The organism is Allobosea sp. 67-29 (assembly GCF_001898115.1).
Classification (GTDB): domain Bacteria; phylum Pseudomonadota; class Alphaproteobacteria; order Rhizobiales; family Beijerinckiaceae; genus Allobosea.
Map to the genome: position 1 here is coordinate 88,377 of NZ_MKSQ01000016.1, position 17,149 is coordinate 105,525.

Below are 17,149 nucleotides of genomic sequence, written 5' to 3' on the forward strand. Positions count from 1 at the left end.
ATTCTCCGCAGACCCGGCGCTGCCATCAGGCCTGCCGGCCCGAAGGCGGCTCATAGGCCTGGATCGGTGGCAGATTGCCGTCGAAGCGCTCGACCCGGACCGTGGTGAGCTGGCCTGTGCAGCCCTGGGCCAGCGCCGAGGTGCCGACGTCCCTGGTGAGCACGTTGGGATTGCCGTGGACGCAGAGCGGCTTTTCCTCCTCCGGGTCGGCCGGGTCGTACCAGGCGCCGGTCGGCAGCTGGATCACGCCGGGGCGGATGCCCTCGGTCAGCGTGACGCCGGCGAGGCAGGCACCGCGATCGTTGAAGAGCCGGATGATATCGCCATCGCCGATCCCGCATCTGGCGGCGTCCTGGGGATGCATCCGCGCGACCTCCCGGCCGCGATGCTTCGCAGCCGAGCTGTGCCCGCCGAAGTCGAACTGGCTGTGCAGCCGCGTGCGCGGCTGATTGGCCACGAGCACATAGGGGTCTCTCTCGCTCGGGACATGGACCGGACCGAGCCAGGTCGGATGGCCGGGGCAATCGGCCTCGCCAAAGCTCGCGATGGTCTCGCTGAAGATCTCGAGCCTGCCGCTCGGCGTGGCGACCGGGTTCTTCTCCGGATTCTCGCGGAAGGCGCGCAGATTGCCGCCGTCGTCCGGCTGCTGCGGCAGCTCGTAGCCTTCGCTCGCCCAGAACTCGGCGAAGCTCGGCGCGGGCAGCCCCATCGCGGCAAGGCCGGCGCGGGTCGGCTCGTAGAGATGTTCGAGCCATTGGCGCACGCTGCGCCCTTCCGTGAAGGCTTCGCGCGCGCCGAGGCGCTCGGCGAGATCGGCGAAGATGGCGTAGTCGTCGCGCGCCTCGCCATAGGGCGGCGCGACCGGGCGCATCGGCAGCAGGAGCGGATCGTTGGAGCTCGCGCCGATATCCTCGCGCTCCAGCGTCATCGTGCAGGGCAGGACGATGTCGGCGTGGCGCGCCGTCGCCGTCCAGGCGAGTTCGTGAACCACGAGCGTGTCGAGCCGGGCGAAGGCCTTGCGCAGGCGATTCAGGTCCTGGTGGTGATGGAACGGATTGCCGCCGGCCCAGTAGACCAGCTTGATCTGAGGGTAGCGGCGGGTCTGGCCGTTGTAGCGGTAGCTCTCGCCGGGATGGAGCAGCATGTCGGCGATCCGCGCGACGGGGATGAAGTCGGTGACGCCATTGCGCCCCTGGGAGAAGGTCGGCACCGGCACCGCGTTGAACCGCCGGCCGTAATAGGCAATGGCGCCCAGCGCATAGGCATAGCCGCCGCCGGGCAGGCCGATCTGGCCGAGCGCCGCCGCCAGCACCATGCCCATCCAGACCGGCTGCTCGCCATGCTCCGCCCGCTGCAGCGAATGCGAGACGACGATGACCGCGCGCTTGCCGGCGAGCCGGCGCGCCAACGCGACGATCTCGCCAGCCGCCACGCCGGTCAGCTGGGCAGCCCAGGCGGCGTCCTTGGGCTGGGCGTCGGTCTCGCCCAGCAGGTAGCGCTCGAAGACCGGCCAGCCGACCGTGTAGCGTTCGAGGAAGGCCTTGTCGTGCAGCCCTTCCGTGACGAGCGTGTGGACGATCGCCATCATCAGCGCGGTGTCGCTGGCGGGAATGCAGGAGATCCACTCGGCCCCGGCCTCGTCCGGCAGATCGGCCTTGAGGGGGCTGACCAGCACGAAGTCGCAACCGCGCTCGGCCGCCCGCTGCATCGCCCCGCGCTCGACATGCTTGCTGACGCTGCCACCGGCAACCATCGAGTTCTTCAGCGCCATTCCGCCGAAGGCGAGCACGATCTCGCTGTGCTCGGCGATCTGTTCCCAGGACACGTTGCGCTTGGTCAGGTCCTCGTATTCGCCGATGATGTGCGGCACCAGCACCTGCGATGAGCCGGAGGAGTAGCTGTTGACCGACTTCACGTAGCCGCCGCAGGCGACGTTCAGGAAACGGTGGATCTGGCTCTGGGCATGATGGAAGCGCCCGGCGCTCGCCCAGCCATAGGAGCCGCCGAAGATCGCGCCCGGCCCGAAGCCGTCGCGCACGCGCCGAAGCTCCCCGCCAAGCAGATCGAGCACCGCGCTCCACGACATCGGCACGAACTCGTCGCGGCCGCGACGCGCGTCGGGGCCCGGGCCGTTCTCCAGCCAGCCCCGGCGGACCATGGGCTGCGCGATGCGCGCGCGATGCCGCAATGCACTCGGGAAATTCTCGATGATCCCGTTCGGATCGGGATCGCCGGGATGGGGGCGGACCTCGAGCTCGCCCTCGCGCATGCGCGCCGAAAATACGCCCCAATGCGACGTGTGCGGCTGAAACCCGCCTTCGCCATGATCGTCAAGAGACACGTCGGCCTGCTCCATTCGGTCGGGATCGCGACGCAGCCCGGCACGATCGCAGGGCGCGGTCCGTCGCCGCGCCGTCATTATGATCGGCAGCCGGGGTCGCGCCAACCCGTTCGCCGCGGGGGCACATGTGCCCGGCACATGGCGGGCAGGCGGCCTGCCCGACCCGCCATCGAAGCAGAGGCGGCTTCGGCGAGGCGGGCCGAGACGACTGGACAGCCGGACGATATCGGCGGATCACTACGCACCCACCGGAGGCCTGCACCATGTCGCTCGAACTCTATGCCGCCTATCTCGTCGCCTGCATCGTCATCATCATCGTTCCCGGTCCCACGGTGACGCTGATCGTCGCCAACAGCCTGAAGCACGGGACCCGGGCCGGACTTCTCAACGTGGCCGGCACGCAGGCCGGCCTGGCGATCATGATCGCGGTCGCGGGGATCGGATTGAGCTCCGTCATCGCGGCACTCGGCCACTGGTTCGAATGGCTGCGGCTGGCCGGCGCCGCCTATCTGATCTGGCTCGGCTGGAAGATGCTCCGCAGCAGCGGGGCCGGCGGCGAGGGAGCCGCGCCCGCGAAGCCGCCGCGCGGCGGCTTCTTCCTCCAGGGCGCGCTGGTGGCGCTGAGCAATCCGAAGATGATGCTTTTCTTCGGCGCCTTCTTCCCGCAATTCCTCGACCCCGCCCGCGACCACGCCACGCAGATCGCGATCATGGGCGCAACGGCGCTTGCATTCGCGGCGCTCAGCGACGGCACCTACGCCATCCTGTCCGGACGAGCCGGCCATCTGCTCTCCGAAGGCCGGGTCCGGCTGCTCTCGAAATTCAGCGGCAGCCTGCTGATCGGCGGCGGTCTCTGGTTGGCCTCGACCCGGGCGAACTGAGGCTCGACACGCAGCCTGGCTGCGGAGGCCGCAAAGGAGCATGGCGCCGGCGACCTCCGCAGGCAAAGGCGTCACGGGCCGGATAGACCCGCCCCGTGACGCGGGCTGTCCTTAGCCCTTCGGCTTACCGTAGCCGCCGGCCGTCGGCGTGATGACCGTCACGGCCTCTCCGGCCTGGAGCAGCGTCTGATCCGAGGGCTTCAGCTCCTCGACAGCGCCGGAGAGGCGGCGCACCAGCGTCTTGCCGACCTCGCCCGGCTCACCGCCATCCACGCCGAAGGGCCGCACCTTGCGATGCGAGGCGAGGATCGCGCAGTCCATGGTCTTGAGGAAGCGGATGGTGCGGCTGGTGCCGTCACCTGCCGTCCACTCGCCCTTGCCGCCGGAGCCTTTCCGGATGTGGAAATCCTCCAGCACGACCGGGAAACGCGTCTCCAGGATTTCCGGATCGGTCAGGCGCGAATTGGTCATGTGGACATGGACACCCGACGTGCCGTCGAATCCCGGCCCGGCTGGCGAACCCGAGCAGATCGTCTCGTAATACTGGTACTGGTCGTTGCCGAAGGTCAGGTTGTTCATCGTGCCCTGCGAGCAGGACATCGCCTTGAGCGCGCCGAACAGCGTGTTGGTCACCGCCTGCGACACCTCGACGTTGCCCGCGACAACCGCAGCCGGATAGCGCGGCGCCAGCATCGAACCCTCCGGCACGATGATTCTGATCGGCCTCAGGCAGCCCGCATTCATCGGGATCGCGTCGTCGACCATCACGCGGAAGACATAGAGCACGGCGGCGCGGGTAACGGGCGCCGGCGCGTTGAAATTGTCCGGCCGCTGTTCGGACGTGCCGGTGAAGTCGACCGTCGCCTCGCGCTTCTCGCGGTCGATCGTGATCTTGACCTTGATCGCGCAGCCCTGGTCCATCGGATAGGTGAACTCGGCATCGTGCAGCTTCGTCAGCAGCCGCGCGACGCTCTCCGCCGCATTGTCCTGGACATGGCCCATATAGGCCTGCACCACGTCGAGGCCGAAGGAGCCTATCATCTTGCGCAGCTCCGCGACGCCCTTCTCGTTGGCGGCGATCTGAGCCTTCAGGTCGTTGACGTTCTGCACGACGTTGCGAACGGGATAGCGTGCACCGGTCAGGAGCTTGACGAGGTCCTCCTCGCAGAAGCGGCCCTGATCGACGATCTTGAAATTGTCGATATAGACGCCCTCTTCCTCGATATTGGTCGCCAGCGGCGACATCGACCCCGGCGCCGTGCCGCCGACGTCGGCGTGATGGCCGCGGCTCGCCACCCAGAACAGGATGCCCTTCTCTTCGGGATCGAAGACCGGCGTGCAGACCGTGATATCCGGCAGATGCGTGCCGCCGTTATAGGGCGCGTTGAGGCAGTAGACATCACCCGGCCGGATCACCGGGTTGTTGGCGATCACGGTCTCGACCGAGCGATCCATCGAGCCCAGATGCACCGGCATATGCGGGGCATTGGCGACGAGCGCGCCGGTCTGGTCGAAGACGGCGCAGGAGAAGTCGAGCCGCTCCTTGATGTTCACAGAGTAGGCGGTGTTCTGCAGCGTCACGCCCATCTGCTCGGCGATCGACATGAACAGGTTGTTGAAGATCTCGAGCATGACGGGATCGGCCTTGGTGCCGATCGCCGCCTGCTGGACCAGTGCCTTGACGCGGACGAGGACGAGATGGTCACGCGCGGTCAGCTTCGCGCTCCAGCCCTCCTCGACGACGACGGTCTGGTTCGGCTCGATGATGATGGCAGGTCCCGCGACGCTCTGGCCGGGCTGCATCGCCTCGCGGCGGACGATCGCGGCGTCATGCCATTGGCCCTTCGAGAAGAAGCGCGTGCGCTCCGCGGCCACCGGCTCGCCCGCCTGCTCGGCCGCAGCGGCTTCCTCGAACTTCGCGCCACCGCCGACCGCCTCGACCTCCACCGCCTCGACGACCAGAGCCTTGGTCTCGTCCATGAAGCCGAAGCGCGCCTTGTGCGCGGTCTGGAAGGCCTCCTGCATGGCCGCGCGCGCACCGGCCGGCACGGCGATGGCCGTATCGGTCCCGGCGTAGCGGATATGGGCGCGCACATGGATGGCGATATCGCCCTCGGCCACGCCCTGGCCCGCAACCTCGGCTTTCGTCTCGGCTGCAAGCTTCCCGGCCAGCGCCTCGATCGCCGCCTTGGCCTCCCCGTCGAGGGCGACATCCAGCGCCGCGGTCCGGGTCGAGCGGATCTCGGCGAGCCCCATGCCATAGGCCGAGAGCAGCCCGGAGAACGGATGCAGCAGCACGGTCTTGATGCCGAGCGCGTCCGCGACCAGGCAGGCGTGCTGGCCTCCGGCCCCGCCGAAGGAGTTCAGCGCATAGCGCGTGATGTCGTAGCCGCGCTGCACCGAGATCTTCTTGATCGCCTCGGCCATGTTGGCGACGGCGATCTGGACGAAGCCGTCGGCGACCTCCTCGGGCGCGCGCCCGTCGCCGACTTCGGCCGCCAGCACCGCGAATTTGTTGCGGACGATCTCGACGTCGAGCGGCTCGTCCTGCTTCGGCCCGAAGATCGCGGGGAAATAGGACGGGATCAGCTTGCCGACCATGACGTTGGCATCGGTCACCGCGAGCGGCCCGCCGCGGCGATAGGCGGCCGGACCGGGATTGGCGCCGGCGGAGTCGGGGCCGACCCGGAAGCGCGCGCCGTCATAGTGGAGGATCGAGCCGCCGCCGGCCGCGACCGTGTGGATCAGCATCATCGGCGCACGCATGCGCACGCCCGCAACCTCCGTCTCGAAGGCGCGCTCGTACTCGCCGTCGAAATGGGCAACGTCGGTCGAGGTGCCGCCCATGTCGAAGCCGATCACCTTGTCGAAGCCGGCCGAGCGGCCGGTCTCGGCAAGGCCGACCACGCCGCCGGCAGGACCCGACAGGATCGCATCCTTGCCCTGGAACAGTTCGGCGGCAGTGAGACCGCCCGACGACATCATGAACATCAGCCGCGCGCCGGTCCGGGTGACGTCGAGCTCCTCGGAAACCTGCTGCACATAGCGGCTGAGGATGGGCGAGAGATAGGCATCGACCACGGCGGTGTCGCCGCGCCCGACCAGCTTGATCAGCGGAGAAACCTCGTGGCTGACCGAGACCTGCGGGAAGCCGATCTCGCGAGCGATGCGGGCCGTGACCTGCTCATGGGCGGGATAGCGATAACCGTGCATGAAGACGATCGCGACGGCGCGGAACCCGGCATCGTACTGCGCCTGGAGCGCGTTCCGGACCGTCGCCTCGTCGGGCGCGCGCTCGACGGTACCGTCGGCCAGCACGCGCTCCTCGATCTCCTCGACCGCTTCGTACAACGCCTCGGGTAGCACGATCTGCTTGGCGAAGATGTCCGGTCGCGCCTGGTAACCGATGCGCAGCGCATCACGGAAGCCCTTGGTCGTGACCAGCAGGGTGCGGTCCCCCTTGCGTTCGAGCAGCGCATTGGTGGCGACCGTCGTGCCCATGCGCACCTCGCCGATGGCGCCCGCCGGGATCGGCTCCCCCGTCCGCAGCCCGATATGGTCGCGGATCCCCTGGACCGCCGCATCGCGATAGGCGCCGGGATTCTCGGAAAGGAGCTTCCTGGCATGGAGATTGCCTGACGGATCGCGGCCGATCACGTCGGTGAAGGTGCCGCCGCGGTCGATCCAGAAGTCCCAGCAAGCAGCCATCGAAAACTCCTTCCCCATTTCATCCGGCGATTGCGACGCCGACATTTCATCGATAAATCGTCGATGTTGTGTTGACAAGCCGGTTTCGCCGGCTACGATCGCGATTATGGCTGGAAGAAGGCTGAGGGGCCCCACCAGCGGAAGGCGGAGGATGCGACGATGCCAACGGTCCTGACAATCGGGGGCGCGTGCCCCGGCGCGTGCGCAGTGGCGAGGCGATGATGCGCCGGACGCTCGACCTGCTCTACCTGGCGGCCGGCTACGTCGCAGGCCTGTTTCTGATCGGCATCTTCGTACTGATGATGCTGCTCTCCGTCGGCCGCGAGATCAATCTCAACGTGCCCTCCGGCGACGATTTCACGGCATGGTCCCTGGTCGCCATGGCCTTTCTCGGCCTCGCCCACACCTTCAGGAAGGGCGAGATGATCCGCGTCGGGCTTCTGCTCGAACGTCTCCACGGCCGCCCGCGCCGCATCGCGGAACTGCTGTCCCTGACGATAGCGGCCGGCTTCATCGCCTATTTCGCCTGGCAGGCCGGCAAGCTCGCTTATGATTCCTGGCGGTTCTTCGACATGTCCACCGGGGTTATCTCGATCCCGTTGTGGATCCCGCAGATGGGCATGGTCGTCGGCCTCGTGATCCTGCTTGTCGCCATCGTCGAGGAATGGGTCACGGTGGCGCGCGGCGGCAGGCCGACCTACGAGCCGGAGCCGCCGCAGACGACGGAAGAACTGATCGAGCGCGTCGCGCAGGGCGGAGGCGTCTGACCATGAGCCTTCCCGTTCTGGCGTTCGCCCTGCTGAGCTTCCTGGTGGTGATCCTGGCGAGCGGTGTCTGGATCGCCGTCGGCCTCGGCCTCGTCGGCCTGCTGGCCATGGTCCTCGTGACCGATGTTCCAATCGGCCAGGTCCTGGCCACCAGCATCTGGAGCGCTTCGGCGTCGTGGACGCTGGCGGCGCTGCCGCTCTTCATCTGGATGGGCGAAATCCTGTTCAGGACCAGGCTGTCGGCCCAGATGTTCCAGGGCCTCTCGCCCTGGCTGCAATGGCTGCCCGGCCGCCTGATCCACACCAACATCATCGGCTGCGGCATCTTCGCCGCCGTCTCCGGTTCCTCGGCCGCGACCGTCGCGACGATCGGCAAGATCTCGCTGCCTGAGTTAAAGAAGCGGGGCTACGACGAGCGCCTGAGCCTCGGCACCCTGGCCGGTTCCGGAACGCTCGGCCTCCTGATCCCGCCCTCGATCCCGATGGTCGTCTATGCGGTCTCGGCGAACGTGTCGGTGCTGCAGGTCTTCCTCGGCGGCTTCCTGCCCGGCGTGCTCGTGATGGCGCTCTACATGGGCTACGTCATCATCTGGTCGCTGCTGAACCCGGACAAGTCTCCGCCTCGCGATCCCTCCCTGCCCTTCCGGCAAAAGCTGCGCGAGTCGGCCAAGCTGATGCCGGTACTGCTGCTGATCGCGGCGGTCTTCTTCTCGCTGATCCTCGGCTTCGCGACGGCGACGGAATGCGCGGCATGGGGCGTGACAGGCGCGCTCTTCCTGGCCTGGTGGAGCGGCACGCTGACCTGGCAGACCTTCTCCGAAAGCGTGATGAGCGCGACCCGCCTCACCTGCATGATCATGCTGATCCTCGCCGGAGCAGCCTTCTGCACCGCGGCGATGGCCTATACCGGCATCCCGGCGGCGCTGGCGCAGTGGGTCAAGGGCCAGGATCTCTCTCCGCACATGCTCGTGCTGGCGCTGACCTGCATGTACATCATCCTGGGCTGCCTCATCGACGGCATCTCGATGATCGTGCTCACCGCGGTGATCGTTCTGCCGATGGTGAAGGAAGCCGGCTTCGATCTGATCTGGTTCGGCGTCTACCTCGTCATCCACGTCGAGATGGCCCAGATCACGCCGCCGGTCGGGTTCAACCTGTTCGTGCTCCAGAACATGAGCGGGAAGGACACCTGGACCGTTGCGAAGGCCGCGTTTCCGTTCTTCATTCTGCTGAACATCGCGGTCATCATCATCACCACCTTCCCGGAAATCGTGCTGTATCTGCCCAAGCTCGCTTTCCCGGATCACTGAGCGGCACAAAACAGAGAGGGAATGTCATCATGATCAACCGCAGAACCCTGGCCGCAGCGGCCTTCGCCTTCGGCGCCAGCGCGCTCGCGATGGCCGCGCCGGCCGCGGCGCAAACCAAGTGGAACCTGCCGGCCGCCTACCCGGCCGACAACCCGCACAGCGAGAACCTCGTCCTCTTCGCCAAGGACGTCGAGGCCGCGACCGGCGGCAAGCTCGCCATCACGGTCCATCCCAACGCCTCGCTGTTCAAGGCGCCCGAGATCAAGCGCGCCGTCGCCTCGGGCCAGGCCCAGATGGGCGAGGTGCTGCTCTCGATCCATGAGAACGAGGACCCGATCTTCGGCATCGACGTCGTGCCGTTCCTGGCGACCAGCTTCGCCGACGCCAAGAAGCTGTACGTCGCCTCCAAGCCCGCGATCGAGAAGAAGCTCGACGCACAAGGCATCAAGCTGCTGTTCATGGTCCCCTGGGCGCCGCAGGGCGTCTATACGAAGAAGGACCTCAACACGATCGAGGACATGAAGGGGCTTAAGTGGCGCTCCTACAATGTCGGCACCGCCCGTCTCGGCGAACTGCTGGGCATGCAGTCGGTCACGATCCAGGCGGCTGAACTGCCGCAGGCGCTGGCGACCGGCGTCGTCAACTCGTTCATGTCGTCCGGCGGCACCGGCTACGATTCCAAGGTCTGGGAGTCGCTCGACCACTTCTACGACGTCCAGGCCTGGATCCCGAAGGACGCCACCTTCGTCAACAAGGCTGCGTTCAACGCCCTCGACAAGGCGACGCAGGACGCCATCCTGAAGGCTGCGGCCACGGCCGAGGAGCGCGGCTGGAAGATGTGGCAGGAGAAGGCCGGCTGGTACATCGACCAGCTCAAGGCCAAGGGGATGAAGGTCCAGGCGCCCTCGCCGGCGCTCGCAGCGGGCTTCAAGAAGGCCGGCGAGACCCTGACCGAGGACTGGCTGAAGAAGGCCGGCGCCGAAGGCAAGGCGATCGTCGACGCCTACAAGAAGATGTAAGGCGGACAAGCCCGCGCGGCATTGCCGCTCATGACGGTCGGCCGCCAGCCGACCAGATTCCCATCGCTATTCCCGGGCGGGCGCACAAGCGCCGCCCGGGAATGACCCGAGCACCGGACATGTCCCAGTCACCGCCGCCCGATACGCTCGGCCCCATCGTCTCATCCGGCCATCTCGCATCCGGCGCGTTGCCCGCGCTGTCCGAGTTCGAGTTCGCCATGAACATGACGGTCCACGCCTTCCAGCGCTGGATGATCCGCTGCATGGCCGCCGCCGGCGTCGCCGACCTGTCACCGCTCGACGTCCTCGTGCTGCACAACGTCAACCATCGGGGCAAGCCGAAGCGGCTCGCCGATGTCTGCCTGGTCCTCAACATCGAGGACACCCATCTGGTGAACTATTCGATGAAGAAGCTCGAGCGGCTGAAGCTGCTCAAGGGCGGCCGCAAGGGCAAGGAAAAGACCGTGGCGGTGACGCCCGCCGGCGAGGAGGCCTGCCGGCGCTATGCACAGATCCGCGAGCAATTGCTGGTGAGATCCGTCCGCGCGACCGGCATCGATCCCGGACAATTGTCCGAGATCGCCGCCGCGATGCGCTCCCTGTCCGGCCAGTACGACCAGGCCGCACGCGCCGCAGCGAGCCTCTGACACCCCGCGCGGCATAGCGTCGCCGCCGCGAGCGCAAGAGCGCCCGGAAGGGCTGCCGGCAGCGTCTAGACGCGGCGAATCTCCAGTCTTGCAAGTTTATAATCAATCTAAACTAATACTGCGACAGTTGACGCCGATGTATTTCGGGCGTTGAACCGGCGGCGCTGGAACTCCCTTCAACCGCCTGCAAGGTTATCCCGTGACCTCATTCGTTTCTTCGCACGTCCGCTCCGCTGCCCTCGGCCTGGCCCTCGCCTGCATCCTACCTGTCCTCGCCCGGGCGCAGGACGGCATCACGGTGTACAACGCCCAGCATGCGAGCCTGACGCAGGCATGGGCCGACGGCTTCACCAAGGAAACCGGCATCAAGGTGACGCTGCGCAAGGGATCGGACACCGAGCTCGCGAACCAGATCGTCCAGGAGGGTGCAGCCTCCCCCGCCGACGTCTTCGTCACGGAAAACTCGCCGGCGATGACGCTGGTCGAGAAGGCCGGGCTGTTCGCCGAACTGCAGAAGGACGTCCTCGACCAGGTTCCCGCCCGCTTCCGCCCCCAGAGCGGGCGCTGGGTCGGCGTCGCGGCACGCAGCACCGTCTTCGTCTACGACAAGCGCAAGCTGAAGGAGGCCGACCTGCCGAAGTCGATGCTCGACCTGGCGGACGCCAAATGGAAGGGGCGCTGGGCGGCTTCTCCGTCAGGCGCCGATTTCCAGGCGATCGTGGGGGCGCTGCTCGTCCTCAAGGGCGAGAAGGTCACGGCGGATTGGCTCAAGGCGATGAAGACGAATTCCAGTGCCTATCGGGGCAACAGCACCGCGATGAAGGCGGTTAATGCCGGCGAGGTCGAGGGCGCGCTGATCTACCACTATTACTACTTCGGCGACCAGGCGAAGACCGGCGAGAACAGCACCAATATCGGACTGCACTATTTCCGCCATCAGGACCCGGGTGCGTTCCTGAGCACCTCGGGAGCCGGCGTCCTCGCCTCCAGCAAGCACAAGAAGGAAGCCGAGGCCTTCGTCAAATGGATGGCCGGCAAGCATGGACAGGCCGTGCTGCGCGAGGGCGACTCCTATGAATACGCCATCGGCAACGGCGAGGCTTCCAATCCAAAGCTCGAGCCGATCGCAAAGCTCGACGCGCCGCAGGTCGAGCCGTCGCAGCTCGACAGCCGGAAGGTCACCGAGCTGATGACCGCGGCCGGCCTGCTCTAATCGCGTTGCACGAGGACATCGCGCGTGCGAGAGCACCCCGCACGCGCATCATTCCATGACCGTTTCGCTGTCCATCGACGCCTCGGCCCTGCCGACCCTGCCGCTCAGGCGGCAGCGCCATCTCGCCGGCCGCGCGATGCTGCTGCTCGCCGGGGCGGTGGCGTTCGGCGCGCTGCTGCCGCTTGGCTTCATTCTCTGGATCGCGATCGATACGGGTTGGCAAACCGCATTCGCACTGATCTGGCGGCCGCGCGTCGGCGAGTTGCTGGTCAATACCCTGCTGCTCGAACTGTGCACGCTACCACCGACGATACTTCTGGCGGTCGCGCTGGCATGGCTGACGGAGCGCAGCGATCTGCCCGGCGCCAAGACCTTCGCCTGGCTCACGGTCGCGCCGCTGGCAGTGCCGGCCTTCGTGCAGTCCTATGCCTGGGTGAGCCTGTTCCCCGGCTTCCACGGGCTGCCGGCTGCCGCACTGATCTCCGTCCTCGCCTATCTGCCGTTCCTCTATTTGCCGGTGGCGGCCCAGATGCGCCGGCTCGACCCCGCGCTCGAGCATGCCGCCGCCTCGCTGGGGCATTCGCCGCAGCGCGTGGTCCTGCAGGTGGTCCTGCCGCAGCTTCGGCTCGCGATCTGCGGGGGCAGCCTCCTGGTCGGGCTGCACCTGCTCGCCGAATACGGGCTCTTTGCCCTGATCCGCTTCGACACCTTCACCACCGCGATCATCGACCAGTTCCAATCGAGCTATAACGGCCCTGCGGCGAACATGCTGGCGGGCGTGCTGGTGTTGAGCTGCCTCGGACTGATCGTCCTGGAATGGCTGCTGCGCGGCACTGCGCGCTATGCCCGGCTCGGCTCGGGCGCCCCGCGTCCGGCGCCGCGCCATCGGCTCGGGGCCTGGCGGCTCCCGTCCCTGGCGCTCCCGCTCGGCTTCGCCATGTTGAGCCTCGGCGTTCCGGTGCTGACCCTGTCCCGCTGGCTGCTCGCCGCCGGAGGGGCTGCCTGGCGGCAACCGGCCCTGGCGCAGGCCGTCACGGAAACGCTGGGCTATGCGGCGCTCGGCGCGCTCGCCGCTGCGGCGGCCGCCCTGCCGATGGCGTGGCTCTCCGTGCGGTCGCCCGGCAGGGCCAGCCGGGTGCTGGAGGGTTGCCACAGCTATCTCGGGGCGCTTCCGGGCGTGGTGGTGGCGCTTGCTCTCGTTACCGTCACGGTCCGCATCGCCCTGCCGCTCTACCAGACGACGGCCACGGTCATTCTGGCCTATGTCCTGATGTTCCTGCCCCGTGCGCTGGTCGGGCTGCGGGCCGGGATCGCGCAGGTTCCGGTCGAGCTCGAGCGGGCCGCAGCGGCGCTGGGACGCAGCCCCGCCGGCAGTCTTCTGGCCGTCACTCTTCCGCTGGCGGCGCCCGGCGTCGCCGCTGCCATGGCGCTGGTCGCGATGGGCGTGTCCACGGAGTTGACCGCGACGCTGCTGCTCGCGCCCAACGGCACCCGCACGCTCGCCACCGAATTCTGGGCCCTGACCGGCGAACTCGACTATGCGAAGGCGGCGCCTTATGCGGTGCTGATGATCTTCCTGTCGCTGCCGATGACCGCGCTGCTGCACGCCCAGACCCGCAAGTCCCTCGGCGCATGACCCAGCTCGTCGTCTCGGATGTCTCGAAGCGCTATGGCGCAACGGTCGCGCTCGATCACGTCTCGCTCTCCGTGGAGGCGGGAAGCCGCGTTGCCGTGGTCGGCCCCTCAGGCTCGGGCAAGACGACGCTGTTGCGCATCATCGCCGGCTTCGAGGCGCCGGATGCCGGCAGGGTGACGCTCGACGGGCAGGTCCTGGCGGATGGCCCGGCGATCGCCCCCGCGCATCGGCGGCGGGTCGGCTACGTCGCGCAGGACGGGGCGCTGTTCCCTCATCTCGACGTGGCCGGCAATCTCGGCTTCGGGCTGCCCCGCAACGCGCCGGATCGCGCCGACCGCCTGCGCGAGCTGATGGAGATGGTCGAGCTCGACCCGGCCATGCTCACCCGCCGCCCGGATGAGCTCTCGGGCGGCCAGCAGCAGCGCGTCGCCCTGGCGCGGGCGCTGGCGCGCAAGCCGGCCCTGATGCTTCTGGACGAGCCCTTCTCGGCCCTCGATACCGGGCTGCGCGAGACCGTCCGGCAGGCGGTGGGCCGGGTGCTGTCCCGCGCCGGCATCACCTCCATCCTCGTCACCCACGACCAGGCCGAGGCTCTCTCCTTCGCCGATCAGCTGGCGGTGATGCGCGACGGCCGGCTGGTGCAGTCCGGCAGGCCCGACGAACTCTACTGGCGACCCCACGATTCCAGAACGGCGCTGTTCCTGGGGGAAGGCACGTTGATCGAAGCCGAGATCGGCGACGGGTTCGTCGCCAGTCCGCTCGGCAGATTGCCCGCGCCCACAAGCGGGCGGCGCGGATGCGGCACGGTCCTGCTGCGGCCGGAGCAGATCGTCCTCGGCCCTCCCCGGAGCGAGGGTCCCAACGCCATCGTCCAATCCGTCTCCTTCGGCGGGTCGCGATGCTTCGCCCAGCTGCGGCTCGCCGCCGGCGAAACCGAGCTGCTTCTGACCGCACAGGTCGAAAGCATCCGTCTTCCGGCGGTCGGGGCGGCTGTCAGCGTCGAGATCCGCGGCGACGCATGGCTTCTTCCGGAAGCGGATCGCCACGGCGGAAGCTGACCGCCGGCCGCCGCGGTGAGCGAATTCCACGCCGGCGATCATCGACCGATCGCGAGCGACGCCATCTGATCGAGCGGCGCGGCGCAATGCTGGGACAATCGGAGCCGACGATATCCCGCGGCGCCCGCGTGTCGCCAGAGGCGGCGGCAGCGCGGCGGAGGTCGCGCCCGCGTGTTTCATCACCCGCCATCCGGGCCGCCCGGAACCGCAGGCGGAATGCCCGGGAGACGGGCGCTTGCTGCCCTCGCGATCGCGCTGACCGGCGGTCTCACCGGTTGCCTGGACCCCGGAAATACCCCTTCCAATCTGCCTATGACGAGCGCTGCGGCTGCCTATGAGCGCCCGGCTCAGCCGATCGCGCAGCCGGGGTCGACCGCCTTGATCGTTGCCTTTTCGGGCGGTGGCGCGCGCTCGGCCGCCTTCGGCTATGGCGTCCTCTCGGCGCTTGCGGAGCGGCCCGCTCCGGGCGGCGGCGGGCGCTCGCTCGCCGACGAGATCGCGGTGGTGGCGGGGGTTTCCGGCGGCGGCATCCTGGCTGCCTATCTCGCGCTGCACGGTCCCGCGGCCGCGGCGGCCTTCAGGCAGGATTATCTCGACCGGGATGCGGAAGCGGCACTGCGCTCGACGATCACACCGGTCAACCTGCTGCGCGGCTACCGCGGCGGGGTCAACGAACTTTCCGGCCTCGCATCCTGGCTCGACGATCACCTCTACCACGACGCCACGCTCGGCGATGTCGAGCGAGCCGGCGGCCCGCGCCTGCTGCTGCACGCGACGGATCTCTACAACCGTGCGGCATTCCCCTTCGATCGCGGCGGCTTTCGCGCGATCTGCAGCGACTACCGGCCGTTTCCCCTGTCTCACGCCGTTGCAGCCTCTGCGGCCGTGCCACTGATCTTCGCACCCGTCGTCCTGCAAAATTTCGCCGCCGCCTGCCCGTTCGCGACACGGGCGCGGCGCGCTCGCACGCCAGCTTCGGCGACGGAACTCCACCAGGCGGCCTCGCGAGCGCGCTACAACACCAGGCCCGAGTTGCGCTATCTCAAGCTGCTCGACGGCGGGCTCGTCGACAATCTGGCCGTGCGACATCTGATGCGAACGATGCGCGAGCCGGCTCCGGCCCCTCTGCGCGCCGAAACGGCAAGCCGGATCCGACGGGTCGTGGTGCTCGTTGTCGACGCGTCGATGCGGATCGGCGGCACGATGTCGCTCACGGCCGAGGGGCCCCGAGCGCCCGCCCTGCTGACCGCCTCGATCGACGCCATGATCGACGGCGCGAGCCGGGCGAGCCTCGACCTGCTGCGATACGAGATCAGGACCTGGCGACAACGCCTGATCGGCTGGCGCTGCGCCACCGCTCCGAAACGCGGCTGCGACGAACTCGGCATCGACCTGATCCGACTGTCCCTGGCGGATATCGACGACCCGGAGACGGCCAATCGCATCCTCGCGCTGCATAACCGCCTGTCGCTGCAGGCCGATGACGTCGATTTCCTCGCCGCGCTGGGCCGGCGGATGCTTGTCGCCAATCCCGTCTATCGCAGGATTGCTCGCGCGCAGCCGTCCCGACCATCTGCATCCGCGGGCGAAGGGCCGCCGGCTCGATAATCGGGGCGCGATCCTGGTCTGCGAACCAGAGGGCATCTGACCGCGCCGGGATCGACAATATCGGCGAAGGCCCACAGGTCACTGCGGGGGCACTGAAGGAAGCCCGCCGCCAAGGCGACCTCGTCTTCGTCGTTCACGGCCGAACGCTGGAGACGCGGCCCCTGCTGGTCGACGGCGTGATGGATGTCGTGATCAACCAGGAGCCGCAGGCCGGGTTGATGGACTGCGCCTCGATCTTCGCCAGTATCCGGACCGGCCGCCCGGCACTCGAGGGAACGGCGCGGCCGAACATCGAGATCGTCCTGCGCGAGAATCTTGCCTAATAGCGGTTGCGTTGCGTGGCGTCGCGGATCGCCGTCAGCCCCGACAGAGCTTCCGACGACCGGTTGACCTTGTAGAGGGCCTCGAAAACCTGGCTGGCATCCTCGTAGCGCCCCAGGTTGAAATAGGACCATCCCCGCATCAGCATCAGATCGGTCGTCTCGGGAGCATAGCGCGCGCGGGCCGAAAGCGTGACCAGCGCGCCGTTGTAGTCCTTGGCATCGTATTGCGCATAGAAGCGCTCCGACAGGAGCAGGGCCGAAAAGGCGCCGCGCTGTGCTGGCGGGAGATGCGCGCTGCTGGCAGCGGCGCTGGCCTCGGCCGTAAGGCCCTGCCGCAGCTTGGCGTAGGCCAGGCCGGCGGCCGCGTCGGCGGCGACCTGCGCGTTGCCGCTCCGTCGGGCGGCCTCGAATGCCTGCGCCGCCGCGGCCGGTCGCTTGAGATCGAGCAGACACCAGCCGCGTTGCAGGGCGCCAGCGGCGGAACCACCGCTCGCACATGCACTGGCGCGCGCGCGCGGAACGGCCTGGCGCGCAGGGGCCGCCGCGACCACCTCGCCATCAGGCGTACCGTCGGGGCGGCTGGCGCGCGCAGGCACGGCCTTGCGCGCGCCCGGCTCTTCGACCGACGCACCGGGCGC

Annotated in this window: 13 protein-coding genes; 10 read left to right on the forward strand and 3 right to left on the reverse strand. The window is 68.1% G+C overall.

The genetic code is table 11. The annotated features are described in order from the left end of the window. Nucleotides 1-25: 25 nt before the first annotated feature. On the reverse strand, nucleotides 26-2,341 hold the full coding sequence (locus BGO20_RS14150; RefSeq protein ID WP_291664545.1) for a molybdopterin guanine dinucleotide-containing S/N-oxide reductase: 2,316 nt from the start codon (nucleotides 2,339-2,341) through the stop codon (nucleotides 26-28). A 263-nt stretch (nucleotides 2,342-2,604) separates the two neighbouring features. On the opposite strand from BGO20_RS14150, the gene BGO20_RS14155 reads away from it, so the two are divergent. After that, complete coding sequence (locus tag BGO20_RS14155; protein WP_291664544.1) at nucleotides 2,605-3,222, forward strand: LysE family translocator; 618 nt, start codon at nucleotides 2,605-2,607, stop codon at nucleotides 3,220-3,222. Nucleotides 3,223-3,333: 111 nt separating this feature from the next. Here BGO20_RS14155 and BGO20_RS14160 read toward each other — a convergent pair whose 3' ends face one another. Continuing rightward, on the reverse strand, nucleotides 3,334-6,930 hold the full coding sequence (locus tag BGO20_RS14160) for a hydantoinase B/oxoprolinase family protein (protein ID WP_291664543.1): 3,597 nt from the start codon (nucleotides 6,928-6,930) through the stop codon (nucleotides 3,334-3,336). 218 nt (nucleotides 6,931-7,148) lie between these two features. Here BGO20_RS14160 and BGO20_RS14165 point away from each other — a divergent pair, with 218 nt between their 5' ends. The 9 genes from BGO20_RS14165 to BGO20_RS14205 all read left to right on the forward strand — a co-directional run bounded on the left by BGO20_RS14165 (nucleotide 7,149) and on the right by BGO20_RS14205 (nucleotide 16,511). Continuing rightward, nucleotides 7,149-7,697, forward strand: coding sequence for a TRAP transporter small permease (locus tag BGO20_RS14165; protein ID WP_291664542.1), 549 nt, complete (start codon nucleotides 7,149-7,151; stop codon nucleotides 7,695-7,697). Between the two features lie 2 nt (nucleotides 7,698-7,699). Beyond that, the gene (locus tag BGO20_RS14170; protein ID WP_291664541.1) at nucleotides 7,700-9,007 is read left to right on the forward strand and encodes a TRAP transporter large permease; all 1,308 of its coding nucleotides are present in this window, start codon (nucleotides 7,700-7,702) and stop codon (nucleotides 9,005-9,007) included. Between the two features lie 29 nt (nucleotides 9,008-9,036). Beyond that, nucleotides 9,037-10,026 carry a TRAP transporter substrate-binding protein gene (locus tag BGO20_RS14175; protein ID WP_291664540.1) on the forward strand — a complete coding sequence of 330 codons (990 nt, stop codon included), beginning with the start codon at nucleotides 9,037-9,039 and terminating at the stop codon, nucleotides 10,024-10,026. A gap of 119 nt (nucleotides 10,027-10,145) precedes the next feature. Continuing rightward, a complete protein-coding gene (locus BGO20_RS14180; RefSeq protein WP_291664539.1) occupies nucleotides 10,146-10,673 on the forward strand; it encodes a winged helix DNA-binding protein in 528 nt (175 codons plus the stop codon). A gap of 244 nt (nucleotides 10,674-10,917) precedes the next feature. Continuing rightward, complete coding sequence (locus BGO20_RS14185; RefSeq protein ID WP_291664632.1) at nucleotides 10,918-11,886, forward strand: iron ABC transporter substrate-binding protein; 969 nt, start codon at nucleotides 10,918-10,920, stop codon at nucleotides 11,884-11,886. Between the two features lie 55 nt (nucleotides 11,887-11,941). Continuing rightward, the gene (locus BGO20_RS14190; RefSeq protein WP_465246038.1) at nucleotides 11,942-13,522 is read left to right on the forward strand and encodes an ABC transporter permease; all 1,581 of its coding nucleotides are present in this window, start codon (nucleotides 11,942-11,944) and stop codon (nucleotides 13,520-13,522) included. Further along, a complete protein-coding gene (locus BGO20_RS14195) occupies nucleotides 13,519-14,580 on the forward strand; it encodes an ABC transporter ATP-binding protein (RefSeq protein WP_291664538.1) in 1,062 nt (353 codons plus the stop codon). Before BGO20_RS14190 ends, BGO20_RS14195 begins: the two co-directional genes overlap by 4 nt. Nucleotides 14,581-14,892: 312 nt before the next feature. Beyond that, complete coding sequence (locus BGO20_RS14200; protein ID WP_291664537.1) at nucleotides 14,893-16,188, forward strand: patatin-like phospholipase family protein; 1,296 nt, start codon at nucleotides 14,893-14,895, stop codon at nucleotides 16,186-16,188. A 179-nt stretch (nucleotides 16,189-16,367) separates the two neighbouring features. Further along, entirely contained in the window at nucleotides 16,368-16,511 is a 144-nt protein-coding gene (locus BGO20_RS14205) for a hypothetical protein (RefSeq protein ID WP_291664536.1), read from the forward strand. Here the strand turns inward: BGO20_RS14205 and BGO20_RS14210 are convergent. Next, nucleotides 16,508-17,107, reverse strand: coding sequence for an outer membrane protein assembly factor BamD (locus BGO20_RS14210; RefSeq protein ID WP_299858165.1), 600 nt, complete (start codon nucleotides 17,105-17,107; stop codon nucleotides 16,508-16,510). The two genes, BGO20_RS14205 and BGO20_RS14210, sit on opposite strands and share 4 nt — an antisense overlap. Nucleotides 17,108-17,149: the final 42 nt, after the last annotated feature.

What these genes read in the sequence shown, in the direction of transcription:
- BGO20_RS14155 (WP_291664544.1), top strand. Translation starts at nt 2,605, where the DNA reads ATGTCGCTCGAACTCTATGCCGCCTATCTCGTCGCCTGCATCGTCATC.
- BGO20_RS14160 (WP_291664543.1), bottom strand. Translation starts at nt 6,930, where the DNA reads ATGGCTGCTTGCTGGGACTTCTGGATCGACCGCGGCGGCACCTTCACC.
- BGO20_RS14165 (WP_291664542.1), top strand. Translation starts at nt 7,149, where the DNA reads ATGATGCGCCGGACGCTCGACCTGCTCTACCTGGCGGCCGGCTACGTC.
- BGO20_RS14170 (WP_291664541.1), top strand. Translation starts at nt 7,700, where the DNA reads ATGAGCCTTCCCGTTCTGGCGTTCGCCCTGCTGAGCTTCCTGGTGGTG.
- BGO20_RS14175 (WP_291664540.1), top strand. Translation starts at nt 9,037, where the DNA reads ATGATCAACCGCAGAACCCTGGCCGCAGCGGCCTTCGCCTTCGGCGCC.
- BGO20_RS14180 (WP_291664539.1), top strand. Translation starts at nt 10,146, where the DNA reads ATGTCCCAGTCACCGCCGCCCGATACGCTCGGCCCCATCGTCTCATCC.
- BGO20_RS14190 (WP_465246038.1), top strand. Translation starts at nt 11,942, where the DNA reads ATGACCGTTTCGCTGTCCATCGACGCCTCGGCCCTGCCGACCCTGCCG.
- BGO20_RS14195 (WP_291664538.1), top strand. Translation starts at nt 13,519, where the DNA reads ATGACCCAGCTCGTCGTCTCGGATGTCTCGAAGCGCTATGGCGCAACG.
- BGO20_RS14200 (WP_291664537.1), top strand. Translation starts at nt 14,893, where the DNA reads ATGACGAGCGCTGCGGCTGCCTATGAGCGCCCGGCTCAGCCGATCGCG.
- BGO20_RS14205 (WP_291664536.1), top strand. Translation starts at nt 16,368, where the DNA reads ATGGATGTCGTGATCAACCAGGAGCCGCAGGCCGGGTTGATGGACTGC.